The 24843-nt window shown below is 62.7% G+C and carries 21 protein-coding genes; 16 read left to right on the top strand and 5 right to left on the bottom strand.

The genetic code is table 11. The features are described 5' to 3' along the window. Window positions 1-20 precede the first annotated feature (20 nt). Window positions 21-794: an IclR family transcriptional regulator gene (locus ACMGE0_RS17685; protein WP_436817183.1), complete on the bottom strand. Its 774-nt coding sequence runs from the start codon at window positions 792-794 to the stop codon at window positions 21-23. A 110-nt stretch (window positions 795-904) separates the two neighbouring features. Between ACMGE0_RS17685 and ACMGE0_RS17680 the strand changes: the two genes are divergently transcribed. The 16 genes from ACMGE0_RS17680 to ACMGE0_RS17605 all read left to right on the top strand — a co-directional run bounded on the left by ACMGE0_RS17680 (window position 905) and on the right by ACMGE0_RS17605 (window position 20837). Next, window positions 905-1831: a polysaccharide deacetylase family protein gene (locus ACMGE0_RS17680; protein ID WP_436817182.1), complete on the top strand. Its 927-nt coding sequence runs from the start codon at window positions 905-907 to the stop codon at window positions 1829-1831. 54 nt (window positions 1832-1885) lie between these two features. After that, window positions 1886-3379 carry an ABC transporter substrate-binding protein gene (locus ACMGE0_RS17675; protein ID WP_436817181.1) on the top strand — a complete coding sequence of 498 codons (1494 nt, stop codon included), beginning with the start codon at window positions 1886-1888 and terminating at the stop codon, window positions 3377-3379. 16 nt (window positions 3380-3395) lie between these two features. Then, window positions 3396-4316, top strand: coding sequence for an ABC transporter permease (locus tag ACMGE0_RS17670; RefSeq protein ID WP_436817180.1), 921 nt, complete (start codon window positions 3396-3398; stop codon window positions 4314-4316). Between the two features lie 11 nt (window positions 4317-4327). Then, window positions 4328-5191, top strand: coding sequence for an ABC transporter permease (locus tag ACMGE0_RS17665; protein WP_436817179.1), 864 nt, complete (start codon window positions 4328-4330; stop codon window positions 5189-5191). An 11-nt stretch (window positions 5192-5202) separates the two neighbouring features. Further along, window positions 5203-5985, top strand: coding sequence for an SDR family NAD(P)-dependent oxidoreductase (locus tag ACMGE0_RS17660; RefSeq protein ID WP_436817178.1), 783 nt, complete (start codon window positions 5203-5205; stop codon window positions 5983-5985). 4 nt (window positions 5986-5989) lie between these two features. After that, complete coding sequence (locus tag ACMGE0_RS17655) at window positions 5990-6985, top strand: ABC transporter ATP-binding protein (protein ID WP_436817177.1); 996 nt, start codon at window positions 5990-5992, stop codon at window positions 6983-6985. Then, entirely contained in the window at window positions 6982-7977 is a 996-nt protein-coding gene (locus ACMGE0_RS17650; protein WP_436817176.1) for an ABC transporter ATP-binding protein, read from the top strand. The genes ACMGE0_RS17655 and ACMGE0_RS17650 overlap by 4 nt, the downstream gene beginning before the upstream one ends. 24 nt (window positions 7978-8001) lie before the next feature. Next, complete coding sequence (locus tag ACMGE0_RS17645) at window positions 8002-10365, top strand: penicillin acylase family protein (RefSeq protein ID WP_436817175.1); 2364 nt, start codon at window positions 8002-8004, stop codon at window positions 10363-10365. Window positions 10366-10430: 65 nt separating this feature from the next. Beyond that, entirely contained in the window at window positions 10431-11804 is a 1374-nt protein-coding gene (locus ACMGE0_RS17640) for a malonyl-CoA decarboxylase (protein ID WP_436817174.1), read from the top strand. Continuing rightward, complete coding sequence (locus ACMGE0_RS17635) at window positions 11804-13333, top strand: malonate--CoA ligase (RefSeq protein WP_436817173.1); 1530 nt, start codon at window positions 11804-11806, stop codon at window positions 13331-13333. Before ACMGE0_RS17640 ends, ACMGE0_RS17635 begins: the two co-directional genes overlap by 1 nt. Before the next feature lie 88 nt (window positions 13334-13421). Next, window positions 13422-15089: a UGSC family (seleno)protein gene (locus ACMGE0_RS17630; protein ID WP_436817172.1), complete on the top strand. Its 1668-nt coding sequence runs from the start codon at window positions 13422-13424 to the stop codon at window positions 15087-15089. Window positions 15090-15091: 2 nt separating this feature from the next. Beyond that, window positions 15092-16066, top strand: coding sequence for an NAD(P)/FAD-dependent oxidoreductase (locus ACMGE0_RS17625; protein ID WP_436817171.1), 975 nt, complete (start codon window positions 15092-15094; stop codon window positions 16064-16066). A gap of 6 nt (window positions 16067-16072) precedes the next feature. After that, window positions 16073-16762, top strand: a complete 690-nt coding sequence (locus tag ACMGE0_RS17620) for a GntR family transcriptional regulator (protein ID WP_436817170.1) — start codon at window positions 16073-16075, stop codon at window positions 16760-16762. 110 nt (window positions 16763-16872) lie between these two features. Continuing rightward, a complete protein-coding gene (locus ACMGE0_RS17615) occupies window positions 16873-17922 on the top strand; it encodes an ABC transporter substrate-binding protein (RefSeq protein WP_436817169.1) in 1050 nt (349 codons plus the stop codon). 94 nt (window positions 17923-18016) lie between these two features. Beyond that, a complete protein-coding gene (locus ACMGE0_RS17610) occupies window positions 18017-19765 on the top strand; it encodes an ABC transporter permease (RefSeq protein WP_436817168.1) in 1749 nt (582 codons plus the stop codon). Between the two features lies 1 nt (window position 19766). Beyond that, complete coding sequence (locus tag ACMGE0_RS17605) at window positions 19767-20837, top strand: ABC transporter ATP-binding protein (RefSeq protein ID WP_436817167.1); 1071 nt, start codon at window positions 19767-19769, stop codon at window positions 20835-20837. 9 nt (window positions 20838-20846) lie between these two features. Here ACMGE0_RS17605 and ACMGE0_RS17600 read toward each other — a convergent pair whose 3' ends face one another. From ACMGE0_RS17600 to ssuD, 4 genes are read right to left on the bottom strand one after another with little or no spacing between them, the layout of a single operon-like run. Further along, window positions 20847-21683 (bottom strand): ABC transporter permease, encoded by an 837-nt coding sequence (locus tag ACMGE0_RS17600; protein ID WP_436817166.1) that lies wholly within the window; start codon window positions 21681-21683, stop codon window positions 20847-20849. Then, window positions 21676-22482, bottom strand: a complete 807-nt coding sequence (locus ACMGE0_RS17595) for an ABC transporter ATP-binding protein (RefSeq protein WP_436817165.1) — start codon at window positions 22480-22482, stop codon at window positions 21676-21678. Before ACMGE0_RS17595 ends, ACMGE0_RS17600 begins: the two co-directional genes overlap by 8 nt. Window positions 22483-22486: 4 nt before the next feature. Further along, window positions 22487-23491, bottom strand: coding sequence for an ABC transporter substrate-binding protein (locus tag ACMGE0_RS17590; RefSeq protein ID WP_436817164.1), 1005 nt, complete (start codon window positions 23489-23491; stop codon window positions 22487-22489). A gap of 51 nt (window positions 23492-23542) precedes the next feature. Continuing rightward, window positions 23543-24715: an FMNH2-dependent alkanesulfonate monooxygenase gene (gene ssuD, locus ACMGE0_RS17585; RefSeq protein WP_436817163.1), complete on the bottom strand. Its 1173-nt coding sequence runs from the start codon at window positions 24713-24715 to the stop codon at window positions 23543-23545. Window positions 24716-24843 lie beyond the last annotated feature (128 nt).

Below are 24843 nucleotides of genomic sequence, written 5' to 3'. Positions count from 1 at the left end.
GAACGGAGAAGGGTCCAGGATCACTTTTCCTTCATTTGGCGATGATATCCCAGCGCCCGGCTGATCGCATCAGCGGCGCTGCGGACCATGAGCAGGAAGGCCTCACGCCTCTCGTTGTAGCGGACGGTCGGAAGGCCGAGATTGATGGCGGCGACGACTTCGCCGTGGCGATCGAAAATCGGGGCGGCTATTCCGGTGGAGCCCGTGACGAATTCCTGGTCGTTGAGCGCGTAGCCATCCCTGCGGACCTTCACGAGCATGTCGCGGATGCGTTCGATGTCGGTGATCGTGTAGCGGGTATAGGAGAGAAGCTGGACGCGGGAGAAATAGTGCTCCACGGCCTCTTTCGGCGTGTGCGCCAGCAGCACGCGGCCGGTCGCGGTGCAATAGGCGGCAATCGCCGCGTCGAGGTTCACATCATACCGGACGCGGTGGCGGCTGACGCATTTCGCCAGCCGCCGGATATCGCAATGCGCGTTCATCGTCGCGAGCAGCACCGTTTCTCCCGATTCGTCACGCAGTTTTTCCATGAAGGGGCGGGCCGTCACCACCAGCGGCTCCTCATGGCGCCGAAAAGGAAAACCATGTCGGCTTGCTTCCACCAGCATGTAACGGCCACCATTATCGCGCACCAAATGGCCACGTCCCGCGAGCGTCTGGATGAGCCCGTGCGCACTGCTTTTGGGAAAGCCGAGATCCCGGATGATCTGGGCAAGCGGAACCGCCTCTCGCTGGGATGCCATGTATTCGAGAAGGTCGAGAATCCGGCCGGCGCTTTTTATCTCGGAGTTCATGTATGTGAACGAAACCCCCGTTGATGACTATTCACCCGGCTCATAACAATTCTGCCTAGAAAGCAGCCACTCACATTTTCGAGTGTCGCGCTGAAAGGATGAACCATCTCATGAACGTGCCGAATAAGCAAAACGATGTCTCCGAACCCTGGACCTGGCCGGATACAGTCTGGCAGGAGAAGGTTCGGAAGGTGCGTGCGGGGCGTTCCCTGAGACCTCAGAGATGGAAAAACGGCGCGCGCATGGCAGTGGCATTGTCTTTCGATTCCGATCACGAGACGATGGAGTTGCGCAATGGCGGCGTCTCGTTCGGCAAGATGAGCCAGGGCCAGTACGGCGCCCGTTCCGGCATGCCGCGCATCCTGCGTCTTCTGGAAAAATATTCCGTTCCGGCGTCCTTCTTCATGCCCGCCGTCTCCGCCATGATCAACGCTGAGGAGGTGAAGACGGTCGTTGCCGCCGGTCATGAACTCGGCATCCATAGCTGGATCCACGAGTTCAATTCCCGCCTCGACGAAGCAACGGAGCGCGATCTCGCATTGCGTGCCGCCGATGTGCTGGAAAAGCTTTCCGGCGCGCGGCCGGTCGGCATGCGGACGGCCTCCTGGGATTTCAGCCCCTATACGCTGAAGATCGCCCGCGAGATGGGACTTCTCTACGATTCCTCGCTGATGGCCGACGAGGAGCCTTACGAGCTTCTGGAGGATGGCGAGCCGACCGGCGTCGTCGAAATCCCGGTCGAATGGATTCGCGACGACGCGCCTTATGTGGCGATGGACCGGATGACGGGCGCGCGGCCTTATGGCGGCCCTTCGATGGTCTTCGACATCTTCAGCCGGGAGCTCGAAGTGGCTTATGAAGAAGGCGGGCTCTTCCAGCTCACCATGCACCCGCACCATATCGGCCATCGCTCGCGCATCTTCATCCTCGAAGAGATCATCCGGCTCGCGCAGTCGAAGGGCGACGTCTGGTTCTGCACTCACGCGGAACTGGCGCGCTATTGCGCCAACGAAGCCGGCCTCAAGACGGCCGCGTGAGCCCGGCAGAATAAGCATTTGAATCAAGCAGTAACATCAATGAGGGTAAGGAACATGTCTGCTAAATTTGCATCCATAGCCGCAGTGCTGTTGGCGCTCACCGCGTCGACCGCATTCGCCCAGACCAAGGATACTCTGACCATCGATCTGCCGAACGATGCGGCAACGCTCGATCCGCATCTGCAGTGGAACACCGACAGCTATACGATCTACCGCAACATCTTCGACAATCTTCTGACCCGTGACGCCAAGGGCGAGATCGTGCCGCAGATCGCGAAATCTTGGAAATATCTCGACGACAGGACGATCGAGTTCGAAATCCGCGACGATGTCACCTTCCAGGATGGCAGCAAGCTGACTGCCGAAGACGTCGCCTTCTCGATCAACCGCATCATCGACCCGAAGCTGAAGAGCCCGCAGCTTTCGCAGTTCGACCAGATCACCAGGGCCGAGGCCACCAGCCCGACCGTCGTGAGGATGGCCACGAAGTCGGCCTATCCGGCGCTGCTCGCCCAACTCGTCAAGCTGTCGATCGTGCCGAAGGCTTATGTCGAGAAGGTCGGCGACCAGGAATTCAACCTAAAGCCGCTCGGTTCTGGCCCGTACAAGATGATCAACTGGCAGAAGGGCGTCCAGACCGAGCTTGAAGCCTATTCGAGCTACTGGCGCGCCAAGCCGCCGTTCCAGAAGGTCGTCTTCCGCACCGTTCCTGACGTGTCGACCCGCATCGCGGATCTCAAGACCGGCAAGGCCGATCTCATCCGTGAAGTGCCGCCGGACCAAGCCGAAAGCATCAAGAGCGATTCCAATTCTCAGGTTCTCTCGGTCCCGACAGAACGCATCGGCTATCTCTTCATCAACGCCCAGGCCGGTGCCACCAAGGATGTCCGCGTCCGCCAGGCGATCGCCTATGCGATCGACCGCCAGGCGCTGGTCGAGGCGCTGCTCGAAGGGTATGGCAAGCCGGTGGAGGTGCTCGGCGCCGAGCCGGTCTTCGGCTACACCGACAAGATCAAGGGTTACGAGTACGATCTCGACAAGGCGAAGGAACTGGTGAAGGCTGCCGGCGCGGAAGGCCAGACCGTCGAATTCCTGACCTCGCCGGCCTATAGCCGCGCTACCGTGGAAGCCATCCAGCAGATGGTCAACGAAGCAGGCCTTAAGGTGGAAATCTCCTCCAGCGACCAGGCGACCTTCCTGAAGCGCCGTCAGGGCGATCCGGCCAATGCCGGCGGGCTTGCCTTCGGCGCATGGTCCTGCGCCTGCCAGGACGTTGACGGCGTGATCTTCCCGCTCTTCCGCACCGGCAGCATCTGGGCGAAATATTCGAACGAGAAGTTTGATGCGGCCGTCGATAAGGCACGCACCATCCTGGATCAGAATGAACGCCTGAAGCTTTACGAAGAAGCCTACGATATCCTGCGCGAAGACGTCCCCGGCATCGGCCTCTATCAGGCCTATGCGCTCTATGGTGCCAACAAGAGCCTGAAATGGCAGCCGACCGCCAACGAAGCCATGTTCGTCATGGATATGAGCTGGCAGCAGTAGGACAGGTAGCAGGACCATGTTGAGATACGCCGTCGAGCGTTTGATACAGGCGATCATTGCGATCTTCGGCGTTCTCACCATCGTGTTCGTCGTCATGCATCTCTCGGGCGATCCGACCCTGCTGCTCGTGCCGCAGGACGCATCGGCCGAGATGATCGCCCAGCTGCGCAGCCAACTCGGTTTCGACCGGCCGATCTGGGTGCAATACCTGGACTATCTTCAGGGCCTCGGGCGGCTGGATTTCGGCGTGTCGGTCGTGCAGCGCGTGCCGGCGCTCGATATCGTTCTGTCGCGCGTGCCCTATACGATCATGCTCGCTGCCGGTGCGCTGGTCGTGGCAATCGGCATGGGCATTCCGGCCGGCATCCTCATGGCGACGCGCCGCGGCGGCTGGCTGGAAAGGCTCCTGACCGCGATCGTCGTCACCGGCCAGAGCGTGCCGACCTTTCTCTCCGGTATCGTGCTGATCTTCGTCTTTGGCGTCACGCTGCGCTGGCTGCCGACGTCGGGCTCCGGCGACTTCGCTTCGCTGATCATGCCCTCCATCGCGCTTGGCGCGATCTCCATGTCGACCTTCGCCCGCATGACCCGCATCTCGATCATCGACGAGCTCGGCAAGGACTATGTGCGCGCCGGACGCGCCCGCGGCCTGTCGCTCGGCTCGGTGGTCTTCCGCCACGTGCTGCGCAACGCGGCGATCCCGGTCATCACGATTGCTGCGCTTGAGATCGGCAACCTGCTCGCCGGCGCCGTCATCATCGAGACCGTCTTTGCCTGGCCGGGCATCGGCCAGCTCGCCATTCAGTCCATCCAGTCGCGCGACTTCCTTGTCGTCCAGGTCATCGTGCTTCTGATTTCCTTCGTCTATGTTCTGACCAGCGTGCTTGCCGATTTCGTCTACGCGCTTGTCGATCCGCGCATCCGCCTGGTCCGCTGAGGAGGCAGCCCATGAACACAGCCGTCCTCGCTTTTCGCCAGCGCCTTCGCCGCGTGCCGATCTCGGTCGTCATCGTCTCGATCATCTTCCTGGTGATCGTGATGCTCGCGATCCTGGCGCCCTGGGTCGCGCCGGCCGATCCGGCCAAGCAGAACCTGCTGGCTCGCCTGAAACCGCCGGGCTTCGAGCTGCGCGGCGTCACCTATTGGCTCGGCACCGACGACCTCGGCCGCGATCTCCTGTCGCGTACCATCTATGGCGCCGGTGTGTCGCTCTCGGTCGCGGTCATGTCTGTCGTCGTCTCGACGCTGGTCGGCGTGACACTGGGCATGGTCGCCGGCTGGTTCCGCGGCAAGGTCGAGATCGTCATCATGCGCCTCGTCGACATCATGATGTCGATCCCGGCGATCCTGCTTGCAGTCCTGACCGTCGCGGTTCTCGGCCCCGGCTTCCTCAAGCTGGTGCTGGTGCTGGGGCTCACGCGCTGGCCGCGCTATACCCGCGTCGCCTATGCCCAGACGCTGCAGGTTTCCAACCTGCCGTTCATCAAGGCTTCCGAACTTGCCGGCGCCGGTGCGACGCGCATCCTCTTCCACCATATCCTGCCGAATATCGCCGGTCCGATCCTGATCGTCGCGACCGCCGAATTCGGTCTGATGATCCTGATGGAGGCGGGCCTTTCCTTCCTTGGCCTCGGCATCCAGCCGCCGGCCGCAAGCTGGGGCTCGATCATGAGCGTCGGCCGCCAGTATCTGGAAAGGGCCTGGTGGATCGTTGCTTTCCCTGGCGTCTGCCTCTTCCTGCTCGTCTTTTCCGTCAATGTGCTGGGCGACTGGCTGCGTGACGAAATCGACCCCCGCTCACGTACACGTTGAGGTTTTTTGTTATGGAATTCGAAAACAAGACCATGGTCATCACCGGTGCTGCCGGCATCTTTGGCCGCTGGATCGCCGCCTATTTCGCAAGGGAGGGTGCAAAACTCTGCCTCAGCGACATCCGCATGGACGGGCTGGAAAAAGCGGCGGCGGAGCTCGGTCTCGACCGCTCGAAAGTGCTGCTGCACGCGACCGAGCTGACGAGTGATGCTTCCATGCTGGAACTCGTCGATCTGGTGCGCCGTGAATGGAAGGCGCCGGATATCCTCGTCAACAATGCCGGCATCTATACCCGCTTCAGCCTGCTCGACATGGAATTTGCCGATTGGGACCGCGTCTTCGGCGTCAACCTTCGCGCACCCTTCGTGCTGTCGCGCGAGATGGCGAAGCTGATGATCGCAGAAGGCAGGAAAGGCTCGATCGTCAATATCTCGTCTGGCGCCGCCCGCAAGATGACCCAGAACGGTGTGCCCTACTGCACGTCGAAGACCGCGATTGAACGGTTGTCCAAGGGCTTCGCCATGGAGCTTGCAGAGTACGGTATCCGCGTCAACGTCGTCGAGCCGGGCTTCGCGCCGGGAAGCGAGGTGAGCGAGCTTTCCGACGAATACGTCATCAACATGCTGAAGAACATTCCGCTCGGCCGCTCCAGCGGGCCGGAAGATGCCCCGGGCGCGATTGCCTATCTCTGCTCGGAAAAGGCCGCCTTCATCACCGGTGCTGTTCTTTCCGTCGACGGCGGCAATTCGATCGGCAACTACAAGCGCCCAGAGCGCAACACCGAGAAGGTGTGACGCGATGGATGCTGCCGCTGACCCGCTGCTTGCCGTCGATCGGCTGACCATCGACATCGGTGGCGCCAAGGTGGTCGACGACGTGTCTTTTACCGTGGCGCCGGGCAAGGTCATGGCGCTGGTGGGTGAGTCGGGCTGCGGCAAATCGCTGACCTCCTATGCCATGCTCGGCCTGCTGCCGCCGGCAGCCCGCCGCGCAGGCGGCCGGATCATGCTGGAGAATACCGATCTTTCTGCCATGTCCGAGCGGCAGTTCCGCAAGGCGCGCGGCAAGGACATTTCCATTATCTTCCAGGAACCGAGCGCCTCGCTCGATCCGCTGACCACGGTCGGCGCGCAGATCGCCGAGGCCTATCGTGTCCATCACGGCGTCTCGAAGGCCGAGGCTTATGAAAAGGCGCGGCAGATGCTGGTCGATGTGGGCATTCCCGACCCGACGCGGCGACTTGATCAGTATCCCTTCGAACTGTCTGGCGGCATGTGCCAGCGCATCATGATCTCGATCGCGCTGATCTGCGGTCCGCGCGTTCTCGTCGCCGACGAGCCGACGACGGCGCTCGACGTGACGATCCAGGCGCAGATCCTCGACCTGATGAAGAAGCTGGTGGCCGAACGCGGCACCGCGATCGTACTCATCACCCACGACATGGGTGTAGTCGCCGATATTGCCGACGATGTGGCGGTCATGTATGCCGGCCGTATCGCGGAGATCGCGCCCGTGCACGCGCTCTTCCGTGAGCCGAAGCATCCCTATACGGCCCTCCTGCTGGCCAGCGTTCCGAAACTCGATCACACACCGAAGGCGGATCTGGCAACCATCGAGGGAACCGTGCCGAGTCCGAACGAATTCGGGCTCGGCTGTCGGTTTGCGGATCGCTGTCCGCTCGCGACCGACAGGTGTCGCAAGGAACAGCCGCCGCTTTTTGATTGCGGCGGAGGCCATCGCTCGGCCTGCTGGCACATCGACCGCATGATGGAAGTGCGCGAGGTGGCGGCATGAGTGAGCCCGTGAATTCTCACGAGACCGGGAACGTCCTCGAAATCCGCGATGTCGCTGTGCATTTCGGCGGTCGCGGCGGCTTCCTCGGCAAGGCCGGCCCGGTGGTGAAGGCGGTCAACAGCGTCGATCTCGATATCGGCCGCGCCGAGACGGTGGCACTGGTCGGCGAATCCGGCTGCGGCAAGTCCACGCTCTCCAACACGATCGTCGGCCTGCAGACGCCTGTCTCCGGCAGTGTCAGGATCAGCGGCGAGGAAGTGGTCGGCGCCGACCGCAGGAAGCTGAACGACATCCGCCGCAAGGTGCAGATGATCTTCCAGGACCCGGCACTGTCGCTCGATCCGCGCTCGACGGTGGGGGCGACGATCGGCGAGCCGCTGATCGTGCGCGGCGTGGCGAAAGGCAAGGAGCTGAAGGAACGCGTCGCGGCCCTTCTCCAACAGGTGGGTTTGCGGCCGGAACATGCGGACCGCTATCCGCACCAGTTCTCCGGCGGCCAGCGCCAGCGGGTGGTGATCGCGCGCGCCTTGGCGCTCGAGCCCGATCTCGTCATCTGCGACGAGCCTGTCTCGGCCCTCGACGTTTCGGTGAGGGCGCAGATCCTCAACCTGCTGGTCGCGCTGCAGAAGCGCACCGGCGTCTCCTACCTCTTCGTTTCGCACGATCTCGGCGTGGTACGGCATATCTGCGACCGCGTCGTCGTCATGTATCTTGGCCGCTTTGTGGAAATGGCCGACCGCGACACCTTCTTCGCCAACCCGAAGCATCCTTATACCAAGGCGTTGATGTCTGCCGTGCCGGAAGCCGATCCCGTCATGCAGCGTTCCAAGGAACGGATCATTCTCGGGGGCGAACTGCCGAGCCCGGCCAACATTCCCTCCGGCTGCGCCTTCCACACGCGCTGCCCGCTTGCGACCGAGATCTGCTCCAGGCAGCGGCCGGAACTGACGCCCCGCGCCGATGGCGCGCGCGTCGCCTGCCATCACGCATAAGAGCCATTACGCTTAGAGAATGCCATGACCGATGCTCCGACGACCGAAACCATCCGATTGGCCGGCCTAGATACCGAGGCCGAGATTCGCATCGACCGCTGGGGCATTCCCCATATTAAGGCTCAAAGCGCGAAGGACCTCTTCTTCCTGCAGGGCTTCAACGCGGCGCGCGACCGGCTGTGGCAGCTCGACCTCTGGCGCAAGCGCGGCCTCGGCCTGCTCGCCGCCGATTTCGGTCCCGGCTACCTGGCGCAAGACCATGCCGCGCGACATTTCCTCTATCGTGGCGACATGGCGCCGGAATGGACGGCCTACGCGCCCGACACGGAGGCGATCTGCACCGCCTTCGCCGCTGGTATCAACGCTTATGTCGCGCTCTGCGAGGCCGAACCTTGGCGCCTGCCGCCGGAATTCGCCGTGTTCGGCACAAAACCTTCCCGGTGGCAGCCATCGGACGTCGTTTGTATCCGCAGCCATGCGCTGACCCGCAACGGGCTTTCGGAAATCCTGCGCGCCAACATCATGGCGCTTGCCGACGCCGAAACCGATCTCCTGCGCTACGAGATCGATCCACCGGTTCAGCCGAAGCCGGCCGAGGGTATCGTGCTCGCCGACATTCCGCTCGAAGCGGCCCGCCTTTTCAAGCTCGCGACCGCTCCGGTCGCCTTCGACAAGACGCGGCTTGCCGCGACGCTCGACGACGTCTGGACGTGGACCGAGGTGACCGATCTCGGCGACATCATCCAGCGTGTCGCGGAGGAGGGTTCCAACAACTGGGCCGTCCATGGTTCCCGCACCGAGACCGGCCGGCCGATTCTGGCAAGCGACCCGCACCGGGCGCACGCCGTGCCGTCGTTGCGCTATCTCGTTCATCTCGAAGCGCCGGGCTTCAACGCCATCGGCACCGGCGAGCCGACCGCACCCGGCATCTCGCTCGGCCACAACGAGAAGATCGCCTTCGGCTTGACGATCTTCGGCGCCGATCAGGAGGACGTCTATGTCTACGAGACAAAGGACGGCGACCCGGAACTGTACCGCTACGGCGACGGCTGGGAGAAGATCACCCGCATGGAGGAGCGCTTCGAGGTCAAGGGGTTTGCTGACCAGACTCTGACGCTCTCCTTCACTCGCCACGGTCCGATCCTGCACGAGGACCCGAAGAAGCGGCAGGTCATCGCCATGCGCTCCGTCTGGCTGTCGCCTGGCTCGGCCGCCTATCTCGGCAGCCTGTCCTATATGCGCAGCACGTCGGTGAATGTGTTTTCGGAGACGCTCGGGGCCTGGGGAACACCTTCGGTTAATCATGTCATCGCTGACGTGGAAGGCAATATCGGCTGGTTCACGGCGGGCTTCACGCCGGTCCGCCACAATTGGGAAGGCCTGCTGCCGGTGCCCGGCCACGGCTCTCATGAGTGGGACGGCTTCCTGCCGGCCGACCAGCTGCCGCGCAGCTACAATCCGGCCGAAGGGTTCGTCGCTTCCGCCAACGAGATGAACCTGCCGGCCGGCCGCGACCCAAAGGCGCCTTCGATCGGCCATGAATGGGCGGAAATCAGCCGCGCCCGGCGCATCAAGTCCGTACTCGCCGCCGATCCGAAGCACACGCTGAAGGGTTCGATGGCGCTGCAGACGGATACCTATTCGCGTCCCGCAGCGACGATCTGCGGCGTGCTGGAGAAGGTCGCCGCCCGCCACCCGCTCGATGAAAGGCAGAAACAGGCGCTTGCTCTGTTCAAAGGCTGGGACCACCGGCTGGAGGCCACAAGCGCGACGGCCGCGCTTTTCGAAGTTTGGTGGATGAAGCACTTGCGGCCGGCGCTGCTCACCAAGTTCGCGCCGAATCCGACCGTGCGCCAATTGCTGCTGCCGGGGGATGTCGACCGCATGCTCGCGCTTCTGACTGAACCCGGCAAGGTTTGGGCCGAGGTGGAGCGCGACGCAATGCTGCTTGCAACCCTGTCGGTAGGCTTTGCCGATTGTGAGGTTCGGCTCGGCACCGATCCCGCCGGCTGGCGCTGGGGCAATCTGCACCGGGCGCTCTTTGAGCACGCCACCAGCCGCGCCAAGATCGAGGACGTTGGGGACTGGAACGTCGGACCGCTGCCATTGGGCGGCAGCCGATCGACGCCGATGCATGCGGGCTACCGGATGGGCGATTTCGGCGTCAATGCCGGCGCGTCAGTGCGGCTCGTCATGGATGTCGGCGATTGGGACAACAGCGTCTGCATCAACACGCCGGGACAGTCCGGCGACCCTCGCTCGCCACATTACTGCGACCTGGCCGAAACGTGGTCGAGGGGCGAATATGTGCCGCTGGTCTATAGCGATAGGCGCATAAACGAAGAGACCATCCGCAGAATTCTCCTTATGCCAGCCGAGCAAGGTTGAAGCCCGGTTTCGACTTGCATACGATCAGCCATCTGCTGTATGCAAGGGAGGGCAGGAGAAAGAAGATGAGCAGCAGGGAACCCGTTTTTGGCTGGTGGGATGCTCCTCCTTTTATCGGCGAGCTGATCCAGTCGTTATCGGGCCGCGGCCGGGCCCTGTTCGGCCTCACGTCGTCGCCGATGCAGAATCGCGACCTTGTCGGCCTGGCCGAAATGATCCTCTCGCGCCGCGGCGAAGTTTCCGGTGCGATCCTGGCGGAAGCCTTCCTGGAAGCCTACCGGCAGGCGAGCGGCCCGGACCGTGACGGGTTCATGCGCGCGTTGCTGGAGCGTTTCGGTCCCGATTCCAAGGCTCTTGAAGCGGCCGTTGCGGCCTATCAGACGGAACCAAGCGCGCAGAACATCGCCAGGCTGCACGAAGCCGCCGAGCCGCGCCGGCAGGAGCTTTTCCGGCGCATCAACTTTGCCAAGCGCGGCACCGCGACGCTGGTCGAGATGCGTGAACACCTGATGGGCATGCTCGGTAAGGAACCGGCGCTGCAGCCGGTCGATCTCGATTTCTGCCACCTCTTCTCCTCATGGTTTAATCGGGGTTTCCTGATGCTGCGCTCGATCGACTGGAGCACGCCCGCCAACATCCTGGAGGCGCTGATCCGCTACGAAGCCGTGCACGACATCGACGGGTGGGATGATCTGCGCCGGCGGCTGGCGCCACCTGATCGCCGCTGCTTCGGCTTCTTCCATCCGCAATTGGAGGATGAGCCGCTGATCTTCGTCGAAGTCGCGCTCACCGACCATTTGGCCTCCTCCGTCGATGCACTGCTGGCGCGCGATCGTGAGCCGATGGATCCGAAGCAGGCGACGACCGCCGTCTTCTATTCGATCTCCAACTGCCAGCGCGGCCTGACGGGCGTCTCGCTCGGCAATTTCCTCATCAAACAAGTGGTGAACGATCTGAAACGCGACCTGCCGAAGCTCGACAATTTCGTGACGCTTTCTCCCATTCCGGGTTTCGGCGCCTGGCTGCGCGACGAGAGCCGTTTTGATGACGGTGAGGACATTCGGGAAGAAAGGAAGCGCCTCGTTGCCCGGCTGGAAGGCGATTGGGCGTCCGCCGACGAGCGCGAACTTGATGCAATCCGCCGCGTCATGCTGCCGCTCGGGGCGCATTATCTGTTGAATGTCCGGCGGGGCAATGGGCGGCCGGCGGACCCCGTGGCGCGTTTCCATCTCGGCAACGGAGCGCAGATAGAGCGCCTCAATTTCCTGGGCGACCGATCCGCCAAAGGCATGCGGCAATCCTACGGGCTGATGGTCAATTATCGCTACAGGCTCGGTGAAATCGAGAAGAATCATGAGGCTTACGCCGAAAGCGGCCATATCGCAGCGATGCCGGCGCTGCGGAAATTGGCGCAACCGGTATCCCAGGAGGTGTTTTGATGGCTGGCAATCTCTACGATGCGCTGCTTGGCCGGCTCGAGCGGGAGGATCGCCTGCTCCTGAAGGATGGGACCGTTGGCGCCGTCAGCTATCGTGCCTTCGCGGATCAATGCGCGCGGTTTGCCGGCGCGCTTCTTCAAGCAGGCCTGCAGCCTGGCGACCGGGTTGCCGTCCAGGCGGAAAAATCCGTTGCGGCGCTGGCGCTCTATCTCGCGACGGTTCGCGCCGGTGGCATCTATCTGCCGCTCAACATCGCCTATACGCCGGCGGAGATCGACTATTTCCTGAACGATGCCGAGCCCGCGATTTTCGTCTGCGATCCTGCAAAACTTCCCGCGCTGGAGCCGATCGCAAAGGCAGCGGGTGCCAGGGCACTGACGCTTGATCCGGCCGGCGGCGGAACGCTTGCCGATGCGGCGGCTGTCGCCGCGCCGATCGCCGGAACGTCCTCCCGCGGCGGCAGCGACATCGCCGCTATCCTCTATACGTCCGGCACGACCGGCCGCTCCAAAGGGGCGATGCTTTCCCACGACAATCTGCTGTCGAACGCGCGATCGCTGGTGGAAAGCTGGCGCTTCACCGAGAAGGACGTACTGATCCACGCCCTGCCGATCTTCCACACTCACGGTCTTTTCGTAGCGACGAACGTGGTGCTTGCCTCGCGCGCCGCGATGATTTTCCAGCCGAAATTCGATCCGAACAAGATCATGGAAGCGATGCGGCAGGCGACGACGCTCATGGGCGTGCCCACCTTCTATACCCGTCTCTTGCAGCATCCCGGCCTCAATCGCGACAGTACCGCGCATATGCGGCTTTTCGTTTCGGGCTCGGCGCCGTTGCTCGCCGAGACGCATCAGGAATGGGAAGAGCGGACCGGCCACGCCATTCTCGAGCGCTACGGCATGACCGAGACCAACATGAACACCTCGAACCCCTATGACGGGCGACGGGTCGCCGGCACTGTCGGCTTCCCGCTGCCGGGCGTTGAGATCCGCATTGCCGATCCGGAAACCGGTGCCCGGCTCGGCGTCGAAGAGATAGGCATGATCGAGGTGCGCGGGCCGAACGTATTCCAAGGCTACTGGCGGATGCCGGAAAAGACCGCTGCGGAATTCCGCAAGGACGGTTTCTTCATCACCGGCGACCTGGGCAAGGTGGACCAGGACGGCTATGTCCACATCGTCGGCCGGGGCAAGGATCTCATCATCACCGGTGGCTACAATGTATACCCTAAAGAGGTGGAGATGGAGATCGACGCCCTGCCGGGCGTCACCGAAAGCGCCGTCTTCGGCGTCAAACATCCGGATTTCGGCGAAGGGATCATTGCCGCCGTCGTGCCGAAATCGGGCGCCGAACTCACCGAACAGGACGTCATAAGGGCGCTCGACGGCCGGCTCGCGGGTTACAAACGCCCCAAGAAAGTGGCGTTTATGGCCGAACTGCCGCGCAACACCATGGGCAAGGTCCAAAAAAATATATTGCGCGACCGGTTCGCCGGTACATTCGAGCCCGCGGAGGCGGCAAAATAAGCCTGCCTGATTTTAGGGCTTGACGAGTCATGTATACGCGTGGACTATAGATTGCATACTAGTGCAGGGCATTTCGAGGAGGAGTGAAATGCTGCAGCAGAACAAGCCGGAGAGCGGACAGCCGCTTGTCACCGTTCATAATCCGATGGGCTATCCCCCGAAGGTGAGCCGCAAGCAGCCCGCCGCGCGGCCTGCCAGCCTCGATGGCAACGTCGTCTATCTCGTCGACAGCCGCTTCGATGATTCCGTCGAACTGTTGAAGCAGGTCGAGGCCTGGTTTGCCCGCAACATGCCTTCGGTCGAGGTGCGCATCCGGCAGCTCGCGAGCACCTATGCCAAGGATGATCCGACCCTTTGGGAAGAGATCAAGGCGAACGGTCACGCCGCGATCATCGGCGTTGGTCATTGCAGCACCTGCGCACCGGCGGTCACGACCCATGCGATCACGCTGGAGACCAAATACGGCGTGCCGACCGTCGCCATTCATACGGACAAGTTCGACAAGGTGGTGCGCTCCGTCGCCAAGATGGGCGGGCTTTCCCAGCAGCCGCTCGTCTTCGTGCCGCAGCCGGTCATGGGCAAGACGGCGGAAGAGCTGCGCGCCTATGTGGAAGGCATCGACCCGGTCAACGGCAAGCCGGTCATGCAGGAAATCATCGAGGCCCTGACCATCGGCCTCGCAGCGGGCGCTGAGGACGCCCAGTTCGAGCGCATCACGCCACGCCATGTCGACCCGGACACGGAGGAGAACCTCCAAGCCTTTTTCCTGCGCAACAACTGGACCGACAAGCTGCCGATCATCCTGCCGACCGACGCCCGCGTGGCCGACATGCTGGCCGGGACCAGCCGCAAGCCGGACGAAGTGGTCGGCCACATGCAGCCGACGACCAATCGCGGCCTGTGGGAGTATACGGTCGAGAAGGTCGCCGTGAACGCCGTCATGGCGGGCGCAAGGCCTGAATATTTCCCGGTGATCCTGGCGCTTGCGGCAGCGCAGATCACGGCACGCGGATCGACCTCCAGCTCGGCGGCGGCCATGGCCGTCGTCAACGGACCGATCCGAGGCGAGATCGGCATGAACTGCGGCGTCGGCGCGCTCGGTCCTTACAGCCACGCGAATGCCACGATCGGCCGTGCCTTCGGGCTCCTGTCGCAGAACCTGCAGGGCGGTTCTGTTCCAGGCGAGACCTTTATGGGATCGCTCGGCAACAACTATACCTACAACAACCTGACCTTCGCAGAGAACGAGGAGCGCAGCCCCTGGGAGCCGCTCCACGTGCAAAAAGGTTTCGAGGCAAAGACAAGCGCGGTCAGCCTCTTCCACGGCTGCCGTTCGACGACCTTCAGCCTCGGACTTCGCAAGGAGTACTGGCGCGAGCATGTACGTGACATGCTGCTCGGCACGGATGCGATCACTGCACCGGTCCTGGTGCTCGACCCGATCTGCGCTCACCAGTTCATCGATCGCGGCGGCTTCGTGAAGAAGCAGGACCTGCTGCACTTCATCTACGAGACGGCTCAGATGCCTGCCGGCCGCTATTGGGATCTGCAGCTCGTTCAGAACTATATCTACCCGCGTGCCACCTTCGGTGAGGAGCCGATGGCCGGCAAGCTGAAGGCCGGCAAGGACCAGCTCGTCCATGTCTTCCGGGAACAGGACATCAATGTGGTCGTCGTGGGCGGCGAGTCGAACGGCTATTGGCAGATCTACGGCGCGCATCACCGTACGACCGTTTCCATCGACGAATGGCGGTGACCATGAACGCGAACGATTACGACATCGCGATCGTCGGCGCCGGCGTGGCGGGCCTTAACGCCGCGATTACGGCAGCCCGGCATGGTGCGCGCACCATCGTGATAGACATGCTCGGCGCCGGCGGCCAGGTGATCAATGTCGACCGTATCGATAACTTTCCGGGACCTTCCGAAGGCATGTCGGGTTTCGAACTCGGCCCCATGCTGCAGATGCAGGCGGACGACGCGGGGGTCGAATTCGCGCTCGATACGATCGACACCCTTTCGAAGACGGAAAGCGGCTTCCGCATTGCCGGAGCCGACCTTGATCTCACGGCAGGCACGGTGATCGTCGCCGCCGGCTCCGCCAAGCGTGCGCTCGGCATTCCGGGCGAGGCGGAATTCGAAGGCCGCGGCGTTTCCCATTGCGCCTCCTGCGACGGGCCGCTGATGCGCGGCAGGCAAGTCTGCATCGTCGGCGGAGGGGATTCGGCACTCGACGAGGCGCTGGCGCTAATCCCCCATGCCTCGCATGTCACCGTCATTCATCGCGGTCCGCGATTGAAGGCGAGTGCAGCGCTGCAGGCGAAAGCCCGCGAGGCTTCGAACATTGAAATCCGGCTGGAAACGGTCGTTGAGGCAATCCGCGGCGGAGACGGTGTGACCGCGCTTGCCGTCCGCGACCTTTCGACGGGGCTGACCAGCGAAATCCCCTGTCATGGCGTGTTCATCTATGTGGGGCTGGAGCCGAATACCGCCTTTCTCGGCGATGCCGTTGCGCTTGCGGCGGATGGCCGGATCGTCGTCGATCTCGACATGCAGACCTCGGTGCCGGGTATTTTTGCAGCAGGCGACATCCGCGCCCGTTCGGTGGCGCATCTGGCAGCCTCGGCGGGGGACGGCGTGACGGCGGCGATTTCCGCCGTGCGTTATCTGGAGGAGCGAAAGGGCAACAGTAAACAGCCGGCGCCGCATCATGCGGCCGCATCGGCAAGGTAGGCATCCATGAACGTGCTGCCGAAGGGAAAACAGGGCAAGCCCAGCGTTCGCGACGCGATCGAGCAGGATATCGTCACCGGCTTCTATTCGCCCGGCGACCGGCTCGACGAGGCAAGCCTTGCGGCGCGGCATCAGGTATCGCGCACACCGGTCCGTGAAGCGCTGATCCAGCTCAACACGATGGGGCTCGTGAAGATGGTGCCGAACCGTGGCGCCTTCGTCGCCCAACTCACGATCACCGAGCTGGTCGAGATGTTCGAGGTGATGGGCGAGCTGGAAGCCATGTGCGCGCGGCTTGCGGCGCGGCGCATCCGTCCGGAACAGCTGAAACGCCTCGAGGAGGCGCAAGCCGCCTGCGCGGCCGCTCAAGAGGCCGGCAATTCGGACGACTATTATTACGCCAATGCCGAATTCCACCGGCTGATCTACGAAGCGAGCGGCAACGGTTTTCTCGCCGAGAACGCCTATGCGCTGCAGCGGCGGCTGAAGCCCTATCGACGCCTGCAGCTGCGGGTGCCGGGCCGTGTCAACAGCTCGCTTGCCGAGCACGAGGAGGTGCTTGCGGCCATCCGCGCCCGCGACGATGCCCGCGCCCGCGACGCGATGCGCAACCACGTGGTCATCCAAGGTGAATATTTCAGCGATTTCCTGGCACTGATGCGGCCGGTCGAGCGCCAACTGATTCCCGGGGAATGATGAGGAGAAACATCTCCAGGGTCACAAGAGCAAAAGGGAATGCATGAGTTTTAAGCTCGGGAGGGTCGAGCTCATTGCCGGCAACCGCCGGTTCAACGGGAGGAGAGATCATGAAGCATGTCTTCAGACACATGGCCGGCATCGTGCCGGCGCTTATGCTCGCTGCCGGCATAGCCGGTGCAGCCGAAATGACGGACTCGGAAAAGCAGCTCTATGAGGCTGCGAAGAAGGAGGGCTCCGTCACTTGGTATGTTTCGCAGACGACGACCGAATTTGCCGACGGCATGTGCAATCTTTTCGAGAAGCGCTATCCCGGCGTCGAGTGCAATGTCGTGCGCGCTTCCGGCCAGGTCATCTTTCAGCGGCTCGTGCAGGAACTGCAGGCAGGCGCCGTTCAGGGAGACGTGATGTCGACCAATGACGACGGCCAGATGCTGCAGCTCAAGGAGCAGGGGGCGCTTGCCCAATATGCCCCGGAAAATCTCAAGGACATGGTTCCGGTGCTCCGCGACATGGCGGACAAGGAAAACTACTGGATCACCTCCGGCGTCTCGCCCCTGGTGATCGCCTACAACACCAAGCTGGTCACCGAGGCGGAAGCGCCGAAAAACTGGAGCGACTTCACCGACCCCAAATGGAAGGGACAGGTTGCGATCGGCCATCCGAGCTTCTCCGGCAGCGTCGGGCTCTGGACTATCCTGATGAACGACCTCTATGGCTGGGATTTCTTCGAAAAGCTCGAGAAGAATGCGCCGCAGATCGGCCGTTCGGTCGCTGACGGGCACAATCTCGTCGTCTCGGGCGAGCGGAAGGTGGCGCTGGCACCGTTGCCGCTGATCCTGTCGGATTCGATCCTGAAGAAGGCGCCGATTGCGGTCGTCTATCCGACCGACGGCGCGCTGCTGCCGCCGTCCGCGACCGGCATCATGAAGGACGCGCCGCATCCGAATGCCGCGCGGCTCTTCGAGAATTTCCTGCTCGGGCCGGAGATCGCCGAGTATTTCGCCAAGGATTACCGCTATCCCCTGCGGGCCGGCGTGCCGCTGGCGGAAGGCATGCGACCGCTCGACAGCTATACGACAAAGTCGGTCGAAACCTCCGAGGGCATCAAGAAGCTGCCGGACATCCAGGAAAAGTTCCGCGACACGTTCGGGATATGAGCCTGATCCGGAGGCCGGCCCGGCCGGCCTCCGCTTGTGCCTCGTGCGACATGCCCGGGTCCCGACGTCTCCAGTGATGAAGTGAGCGCCGATAATGACGAGTGTTTCCGATACCGATGCGATGAGCTGGTCGAAGGACGAGCAGGCGAAGGTGCGCGTGCCCTGGCATCAGCGGCTGCAGCCCGCCAACCTGCTCTGGCTTTTTCTCGCCGGCATCCTGGTGGTGCTGATCATCGCGCCCATGTGGACGCTCGTCGTCTCCAGCTTCACCGACGCCAAGACCGGCGGCTGGACGCTGCATAACTATGTCGAGGCCTATGGCAAGGAGCGGCACATCACGGCGCTGACCAACACGCTGAAGATGGGCGCCTGCGTCGTCGTCCTGAAACTGCTCTTCGGTGTGCCGCTCGCCTGGGCCTGCACCCGCACCGACATGCCGGGTCGCAACTTCGTACGCTACAGCGTCTTCGGCGCATTCATCATGCCGCCCTATCTCGCCGGCGTCGGCTGGATTCTGCTGGCCGGCCCCAATACCGGCTGGATCAACAAAATCTGGCAGAGCCTGACCGGTGCCACCGAACCGCTGGTCAACGTCTTCTCCTTCGGTGGCCTGGTGCTGGTTACGGCAATCGGCGGCTTCTTCCTCGTCTTCGTTTTGGTCAGCTCCGCCTTCGAGATGATCAACTCGGAAATGGAGGACGCCGCCAACATCCTCGGTGCCGGACCGTTCAAGACGGCGATGAAGGTGACCTTCCCGCTCGTCATGCCGGCGATCATCGGGGCGGCGCTTCTTTCCTTCCTCGGCGCGATCGCACTTTATGGCGTGCCGGCGCTGATCTCCATTCCCGCACGCTATCCCGTCGTGGTGATCCAGCTCACCGAGTTCTTTTCTTTCCCGCTCAGGCTCGAAGTGGCGGCCGCCTACTCGATCCCGCTTCTGTTGATCACTGCCGCGCTGCTCGGCCTGCAGAAGCTGATCCTGCGCCGCAAGGGCTATGTCGCGGTGAGCGGCAAGGGCGGCGAGCGACGCATCGTCAAGCTCGGCAAATGGCGCTGGGTGCTGTTCGCCTATTGCATGATCGTCGTGTCGCTGGCCGTCATCATGCCGCTCTTCGTGCTCCTGCTTGCAGCCTTCTCGCAGTCCTGGACGACGGGCTTCTCGTTAGACAACTTCACGCTGGCCAATTTCCACTACGTGCTCTTCGAGCATTCCAGCTCGCAGAAGGCGCTGATCGGCAGTGTAGGCCTCGGCATCGCGGCCGCCACCGTGGCAATCGTCCTGGCCCTCTTCATCGCCTATATCGTACAGCGCAAGCTTTTGCCGTTCTCCGGCGTGTTGGCCTTCCTGGCGGTGTCGCCCTATGTCGTGCCGGGCATCGTTCTGGCGATCGGCTTCTATGCGGCCTATGCGCTGCCGCCGGTAGCACTTTACGGCACCTATATGATCCTGGCGCTCGCCTTCATCACCCGGTTCCTGCCGATTGCGTTTACCACCAGTTCGGCCGGCGTGCGCAGCATCCATCCGGAAATGGAGGAGGCGGTGCGCATCCTGGGCGGCGGACGGACGACGGCGATCCGGCATGTGGTCGGGCCGCTCTTGAAGCGGACGCTTGCCGGCGGCTGGCTGCTGATCTTCGTGCCCGCGGCGCAGGAACTCTCGACCGCCATCTTCCTGGTCGGACCGACAACGCGCGTCGTATCCGTCGTTCTGCTCGATCTCAGTGAGGAAGGCGAGCTCGAAAAGCTCGCGGCGCTGGGTTCGCTTCTATTGATCATCATCGTTGCCGTTGTCGCTCTCGGGATGAAATATCTCGGCCGCGACTTCATGTTGAGGAGGAGCTGATATGGACGGACTTGTCCTCAGGAAACTCGGTCGCCGTTTCGGGGCCGTCGATGCGGTTCTCGATTTCGACCTTCATATCAAGCCTGGCGAATTCGTCTCGCTGCTCGGGCCGTCCGGGTGCGGCAAGACAACGACGCTCAGGATGATCGCCGGTTTCATCGATCCGACGTCCGGTTCGATCGAACTCGACGGCAAGGTCCTGTCCGCGCCCTCCGGTTCCGTGCCGCCGGAAAAGCGCGGCATGTCGATGATCTTCCAGTCCTATGCGATCTGGCCGAACATGACGGTGGCCGAGAACGTCGCCTTCGGCCTCAACCTGCGCAAGCTGCCGGCGGAAGAGGTCAGGGCCCGCGTCGGCACCGTGTTGGAAACGGTGCGGATGAGCCATCTCGCCGACCGCTATCCGGCCGAGCTTTCGGGCGGCCAGCAGCAGCGTGTGGCGTTGGCGCGCGCCGTCGTCATCCGCCCCGCCGTGCTCCTGCTCGACGAGCCGCTTTCCAACCTCGACGCAAACCTGCGCGAAGAGATGCGTTTCGAGATCAAGCGCATGCATGACGAGTTCAAGATCACATCCGTCTACGTCACCCACGACCAGGGCGAGGCCATGGTGACCTCCGACCGCATCGCCGTGATGAACAATGGCCGGCTCGAACAGATCGACACGCCCTACGCGCTCTATAGCCGTCCGAAGACACGCTTCGTCGCGAGCTTCATCGGCCGCACCAATTTCCTGTCCGGCAACCGCGGCAACAACATGATCGACTTTGCGGGCTTTAGCGTACCGTTCGGGATGATCGGCGAGGAGGTAACGGGTGGCGGGCCTATCACCGTGTCGATCCGGCCGCAGGCGATGAAGCTCTCTGCGACCGAAGTCGCGAAGGACAAGGCGATCAACCTGCCCGGTTCGGTGAAGCAATCCTCGTTCCTCGGCGAGACCTGGGACTATGTCTTCCAGTCGCGCGATGGAGACCTGCAGTTCCGCGTCGCCGCGCCGCCGGCGGATGTCTTTCCGGTCGGCACGCCCGCCTGGTTGCAGATCGATCCGGCGCAGATCGTGCCGATTGCGGATTGACAGCCGCTCTCAGCGCTGCATGCCCCAGCGGCGGACCGTGACGCTCTCGACGATGCGAAAGAGGATGCCTTCCACCAGAAGGCCGATGATGATCACCATGGCGAGACCGGCGAACACCTTGTCGGTGAAGAGTTCGTTGCGGTTGCGGAAGATGAACCAGCCGAGCCCGCCCGCCGAAGAGCTGACCCCGAACACCAACTCAGCGGCAATCAGCGTGCGCCAGGCAAACGCCCAGGCGATCTTCATGCCGTAAAGGATGGAAGGAAGCGCTGCCGGGATCAGGATGCGGAAGACATAGGACGGTCCGCGCAGGCCGTAGTTGCGGCCGACGAGGCGCTGGGTTTCCGGCACGCTTTCGAAACCAGTCAAGGTAGCGAGCGCGAAAGGCCAGAGCACGGCATGGACGAGCACGACGAGCAGGCTCTTTTCGCCGAGCCCGAACCAGAGCATGGCGAGCGGCAAAAGCGCGATCGCCGGCAGCGGATTGAACATCGAGATCAGCGTCTGCAGCAGTTCTCGCACGAAGCGGCTGGCGACCGCGAGCGAGACGATGACAAAGGCAAGCAGAACCGCGATCACATATCCCTTAAGAAGGACGGAAAGCGACGCCCAGGAGGCGAGAAGCAGGTTCTCCGAGGTGAGCGCTTCCCAAAGGGCGGCCATGGTTGCCGTGAAGGTCGGAAACAGGATCGGCTTGCCGCCGTAGCGAGCCGACAGCTCCCAGACCAGTGCCAGAAGCGCCAGCACCAGCACCTTGCGGACGGCCGCCGAATTCCAGGCAAAATCGCGCAGGCGGATCCAGGTCTGCGATTTCTCGGATGCGCCGGTCAGCGAAAGGTCAGACATGTTCGGGAACTCCCTTTCTGGCATGTGGCGAGAACAGGAGGTCATGCACTTCGCGCGAGAGGGATTCGAGACGGGCGCTGCCGACATCCTCGCGGCCGAATTCATGCGTGTCGAGGCTGGTGATGGTCCGGCCGGGATGCGGGCTTAGAAGATGCAGCTTCGTGCCGATCAGGATCGCCTCCTCGATCGAGTGGGTGACGAAGAGCAGCGTGAAGCCGAGTTCTTCCGCGAGATCGAGGAGTTCGCCCTGAAGCTGAGTGCGGGTGAGGGCGTCGAGCGCCGCGAAGGGTTCGTCCATCAAGAGCACGTCCGCATCGGTGACAAGCGCACGAGCGATCGCGGCGCGCTGCTTCATGCCGCCGGAGAGCGTATGCGGGTAGCTGTCGAGCGCCCGTTCCAGACCAACCTTTTTCAGCGTTGCCTCGGTGCGCTCGCGAATTTTGGCCTTCGTGAGCCTGCTTGCCATGCGCAGCGGAAACTCGACGTTCTGGCGTACGGTCTTCCAGGGAAGAAGCTGGTCGAACTCCTGAAAGACGACGATGCGATCCGGGCCGGGACCTTTGACCTCCCGGCCGCGCACCCTGATCGCGCCGGAAGCGGGCTTCAGGAAGCCCGCCACCGCCTTGAGGATCGATGATTTTCCGCAGCCCGAAGGACCAAGAAGCACGAGCCGTTCTCCCTCCCCGACACGGAAGGAGACGTCGTCCACCGCCCGCACGGTCCCGGCGGAGGTCGGGTAGTCGAGGACGAGGCGGTTGACTTCGAAAACCGCGGTCGGAAGGGGATTGCGTGCCAGCATGGGGTCAGCTTCCGCTTTCGCTATGCAGTTCCTCGAACGTGTAGTCCTTCCAGCTCTCGGCCTTCTTCTTGATGGCGCCGGTCCGGTGCAGGAAATCGGCAAAGACATAGGAGCGGGACGGAACGACCGTGAACTTGCTTTCTGGGGATTCGATCAGCGACTGCACAAAAGCCGGATCGAGCCTGGATTTCTCGATGCGGACATAGGTTTCGGCAGCCGCCTTCTTGTTCGCTTCGATCCAGGCGCCCGCTTCCTTCAGCGCTTCGAAAAAGGCTTGGAAGGTCTTCGGATTTTCCTCGCGCCATGCGGTGGTCGTGTAGAGATAGGTGGGTGTAACCGGCCCGCCGAGCACGTCATAGGAGGAAAAGACCTTGTGGATCTTCGGGTCCTTCAGCGCCTGTTCCTGGAACGGCGTGTTGGAGAGATGGGCGGTGATCTCCGTCGAACCGGAAAGAAGTGCCGCTGTCGCGTCGGGGTGCGGCAGGGTGATTGTGATATTGTCGAGCTTGTTCTGATTGCCCTCGCCGAATTCCTTCTCCGCAGCGATCTGCAGGATGCGCGCCTGGACCGAAACGCCGACCGCGGGAAGCGCGATCTTGTCGGAGGCCGTGAAGTCCTTGAGCGTCTTCACATTCGGATTGTTGGTCACGAGATAATTCGGCTGGTTGGCCAAACCCCCGACGATCTTCACTGCGCCCTCGGTACGGTCCCAGAGTGTCAGGAAGGGACCGATGCCGGCGGCTGCAATATCGATCGAGCCGGAGAGCAGGGCGGCGTTGATGGCGTCCCCACCACTAAGCTGCGCCCACTCGACCTTCACTTCATCGAGGCCGAGCGCCTTGGCGTGCTTTTCGATCAGGTTCTGGTCGCGGATCACATGCAACGGCAGGTAGAGGGTGCCGAACTGCTGGGAGATGCGGATGAGGCCTTCGGCGGATGCGCTCGTCGCCGGCGTGAGCGCGCTGAGCGCCAGGGCTGCCGCGGCGACAAGCTTCAGGGATTTCAGCATGTATCGACCTTTCAAGAGGATAGGCGTGATTGTTCGAAATGCGGTTGAATATCAGCCGGCCGCGTTGGCGAGCTTCGAGCCGCCGTAGTCACCGACCGCGAATTCGTTGGCGACGCTGTCGCGTAGGCCCTGACGGCGGTTCTTGTCGATGCCAAGCAGCGGGAAGAGCAGTTCGCCGACGCGATAAGCCTCTTCGAGATGCGGATAACCGGAGCCAATGATCGTATCGATGCCGAGAGCCTGGTATTCGCGCAGCCTCTCCGCCACTTGGCTCGGCGTGCCGACCAGCGCGGTTCCGACACCTGTGCGGACAAGGCCGACACCGGCCCAGAGGTTCGGCGCAACGACGAGCTTATCGCGGCGGCCACCATGGAGAGCGGCCTGCCGACGCTGGCCGACGGAATCCATTTCCTGCTGGAAGCGGTGCCAGCTGCGCTCGATCTGCTCGTTGGAGATGTTGCTGATGAGCTTGTCGGCGGCGCGCCAGGCTTCTTCCTCGTCCTCGCGGACGATGAAGTGAATGCGCATGCCGAAGCGAATTTTTCGGCCTGTCTTCGCCGCCTTGGCGCGAACGGATTCGACCTTTTCCTTCACCTGTTCCAACGGCTCGCCCCAGGTGAGATACATGTCGGTGGCATTGACGGCGAGTTCCTGGCCGGCATCCGAGGAGCCGCCGAAATAGAGCGGTGGGTGCGGCAGGCCGACTGGCGGGAAATCCGAACGCGCGCCCTTGAGTTCGTAGTACTTGCCCTTGAAATCGACGGTCTCGCTGGCGAGCAGCCGTTTCCAGATGTCGAGGAATTCGGCGGCCTGCTCGTAGCGCTCGTCATGGCCGAGGAAGATGCCGTCGCCGGCAAGTTCGGTCGGGTTGCCGCCGACCACGACATTCAGGAGAAGCCTGCCATTGCTCAGACGGTCGAGCGCTGCCGTCTGTCGAGCCGCGAAAGTGGGCGAGGTGACGCCGGGGCGCAGCGCGACCAGATATTTCAGCCGCTCGGTGACGACCGAAAGACCCGTGGCGGTAATCCAGGAATCCTCGCAGGACTGGCCGGTCGGCAAAAGCACGCCTTCGAAGCCGAGCTCGTCGACGGCGATCGCGACCTGCTTGAAATAGCGGAACTCCGGCCGGCGGCTCAAATGATCCGTGCCGAGATAGGTGCCATCCCCATGGGTCGGAATGAACCAGAAGAAATTCAAAGGTTCAGCGCGTCCGGTGGCGGTCATCAGTTTCTCCATACCCTTCTTGCGAAGAGAGGCTAATGACGACTTATCCGATAGAGAAGGAAGATTATTCTCTTCTCGCGGGAGCGGCGCTACGGGATATCTAAGCGTTAGCGGCACCGGCGAACGGC

The sequence above is a fragment of the Neorhizobium descurainiae genome (assembly GCF_051400715.1).
In the GTDB taxonomy this organism is placed as follows: domain Bacteria; phylum Pseudomonadota; class Alphaproteobacteria; order Rhizobiales; family Rhizobiaceae; genus Neorhizobium.
Note: the sequence above shows the minus strand (reverse complement) of the source record. Positions and strands in the feature narration are given on the sequence as shown.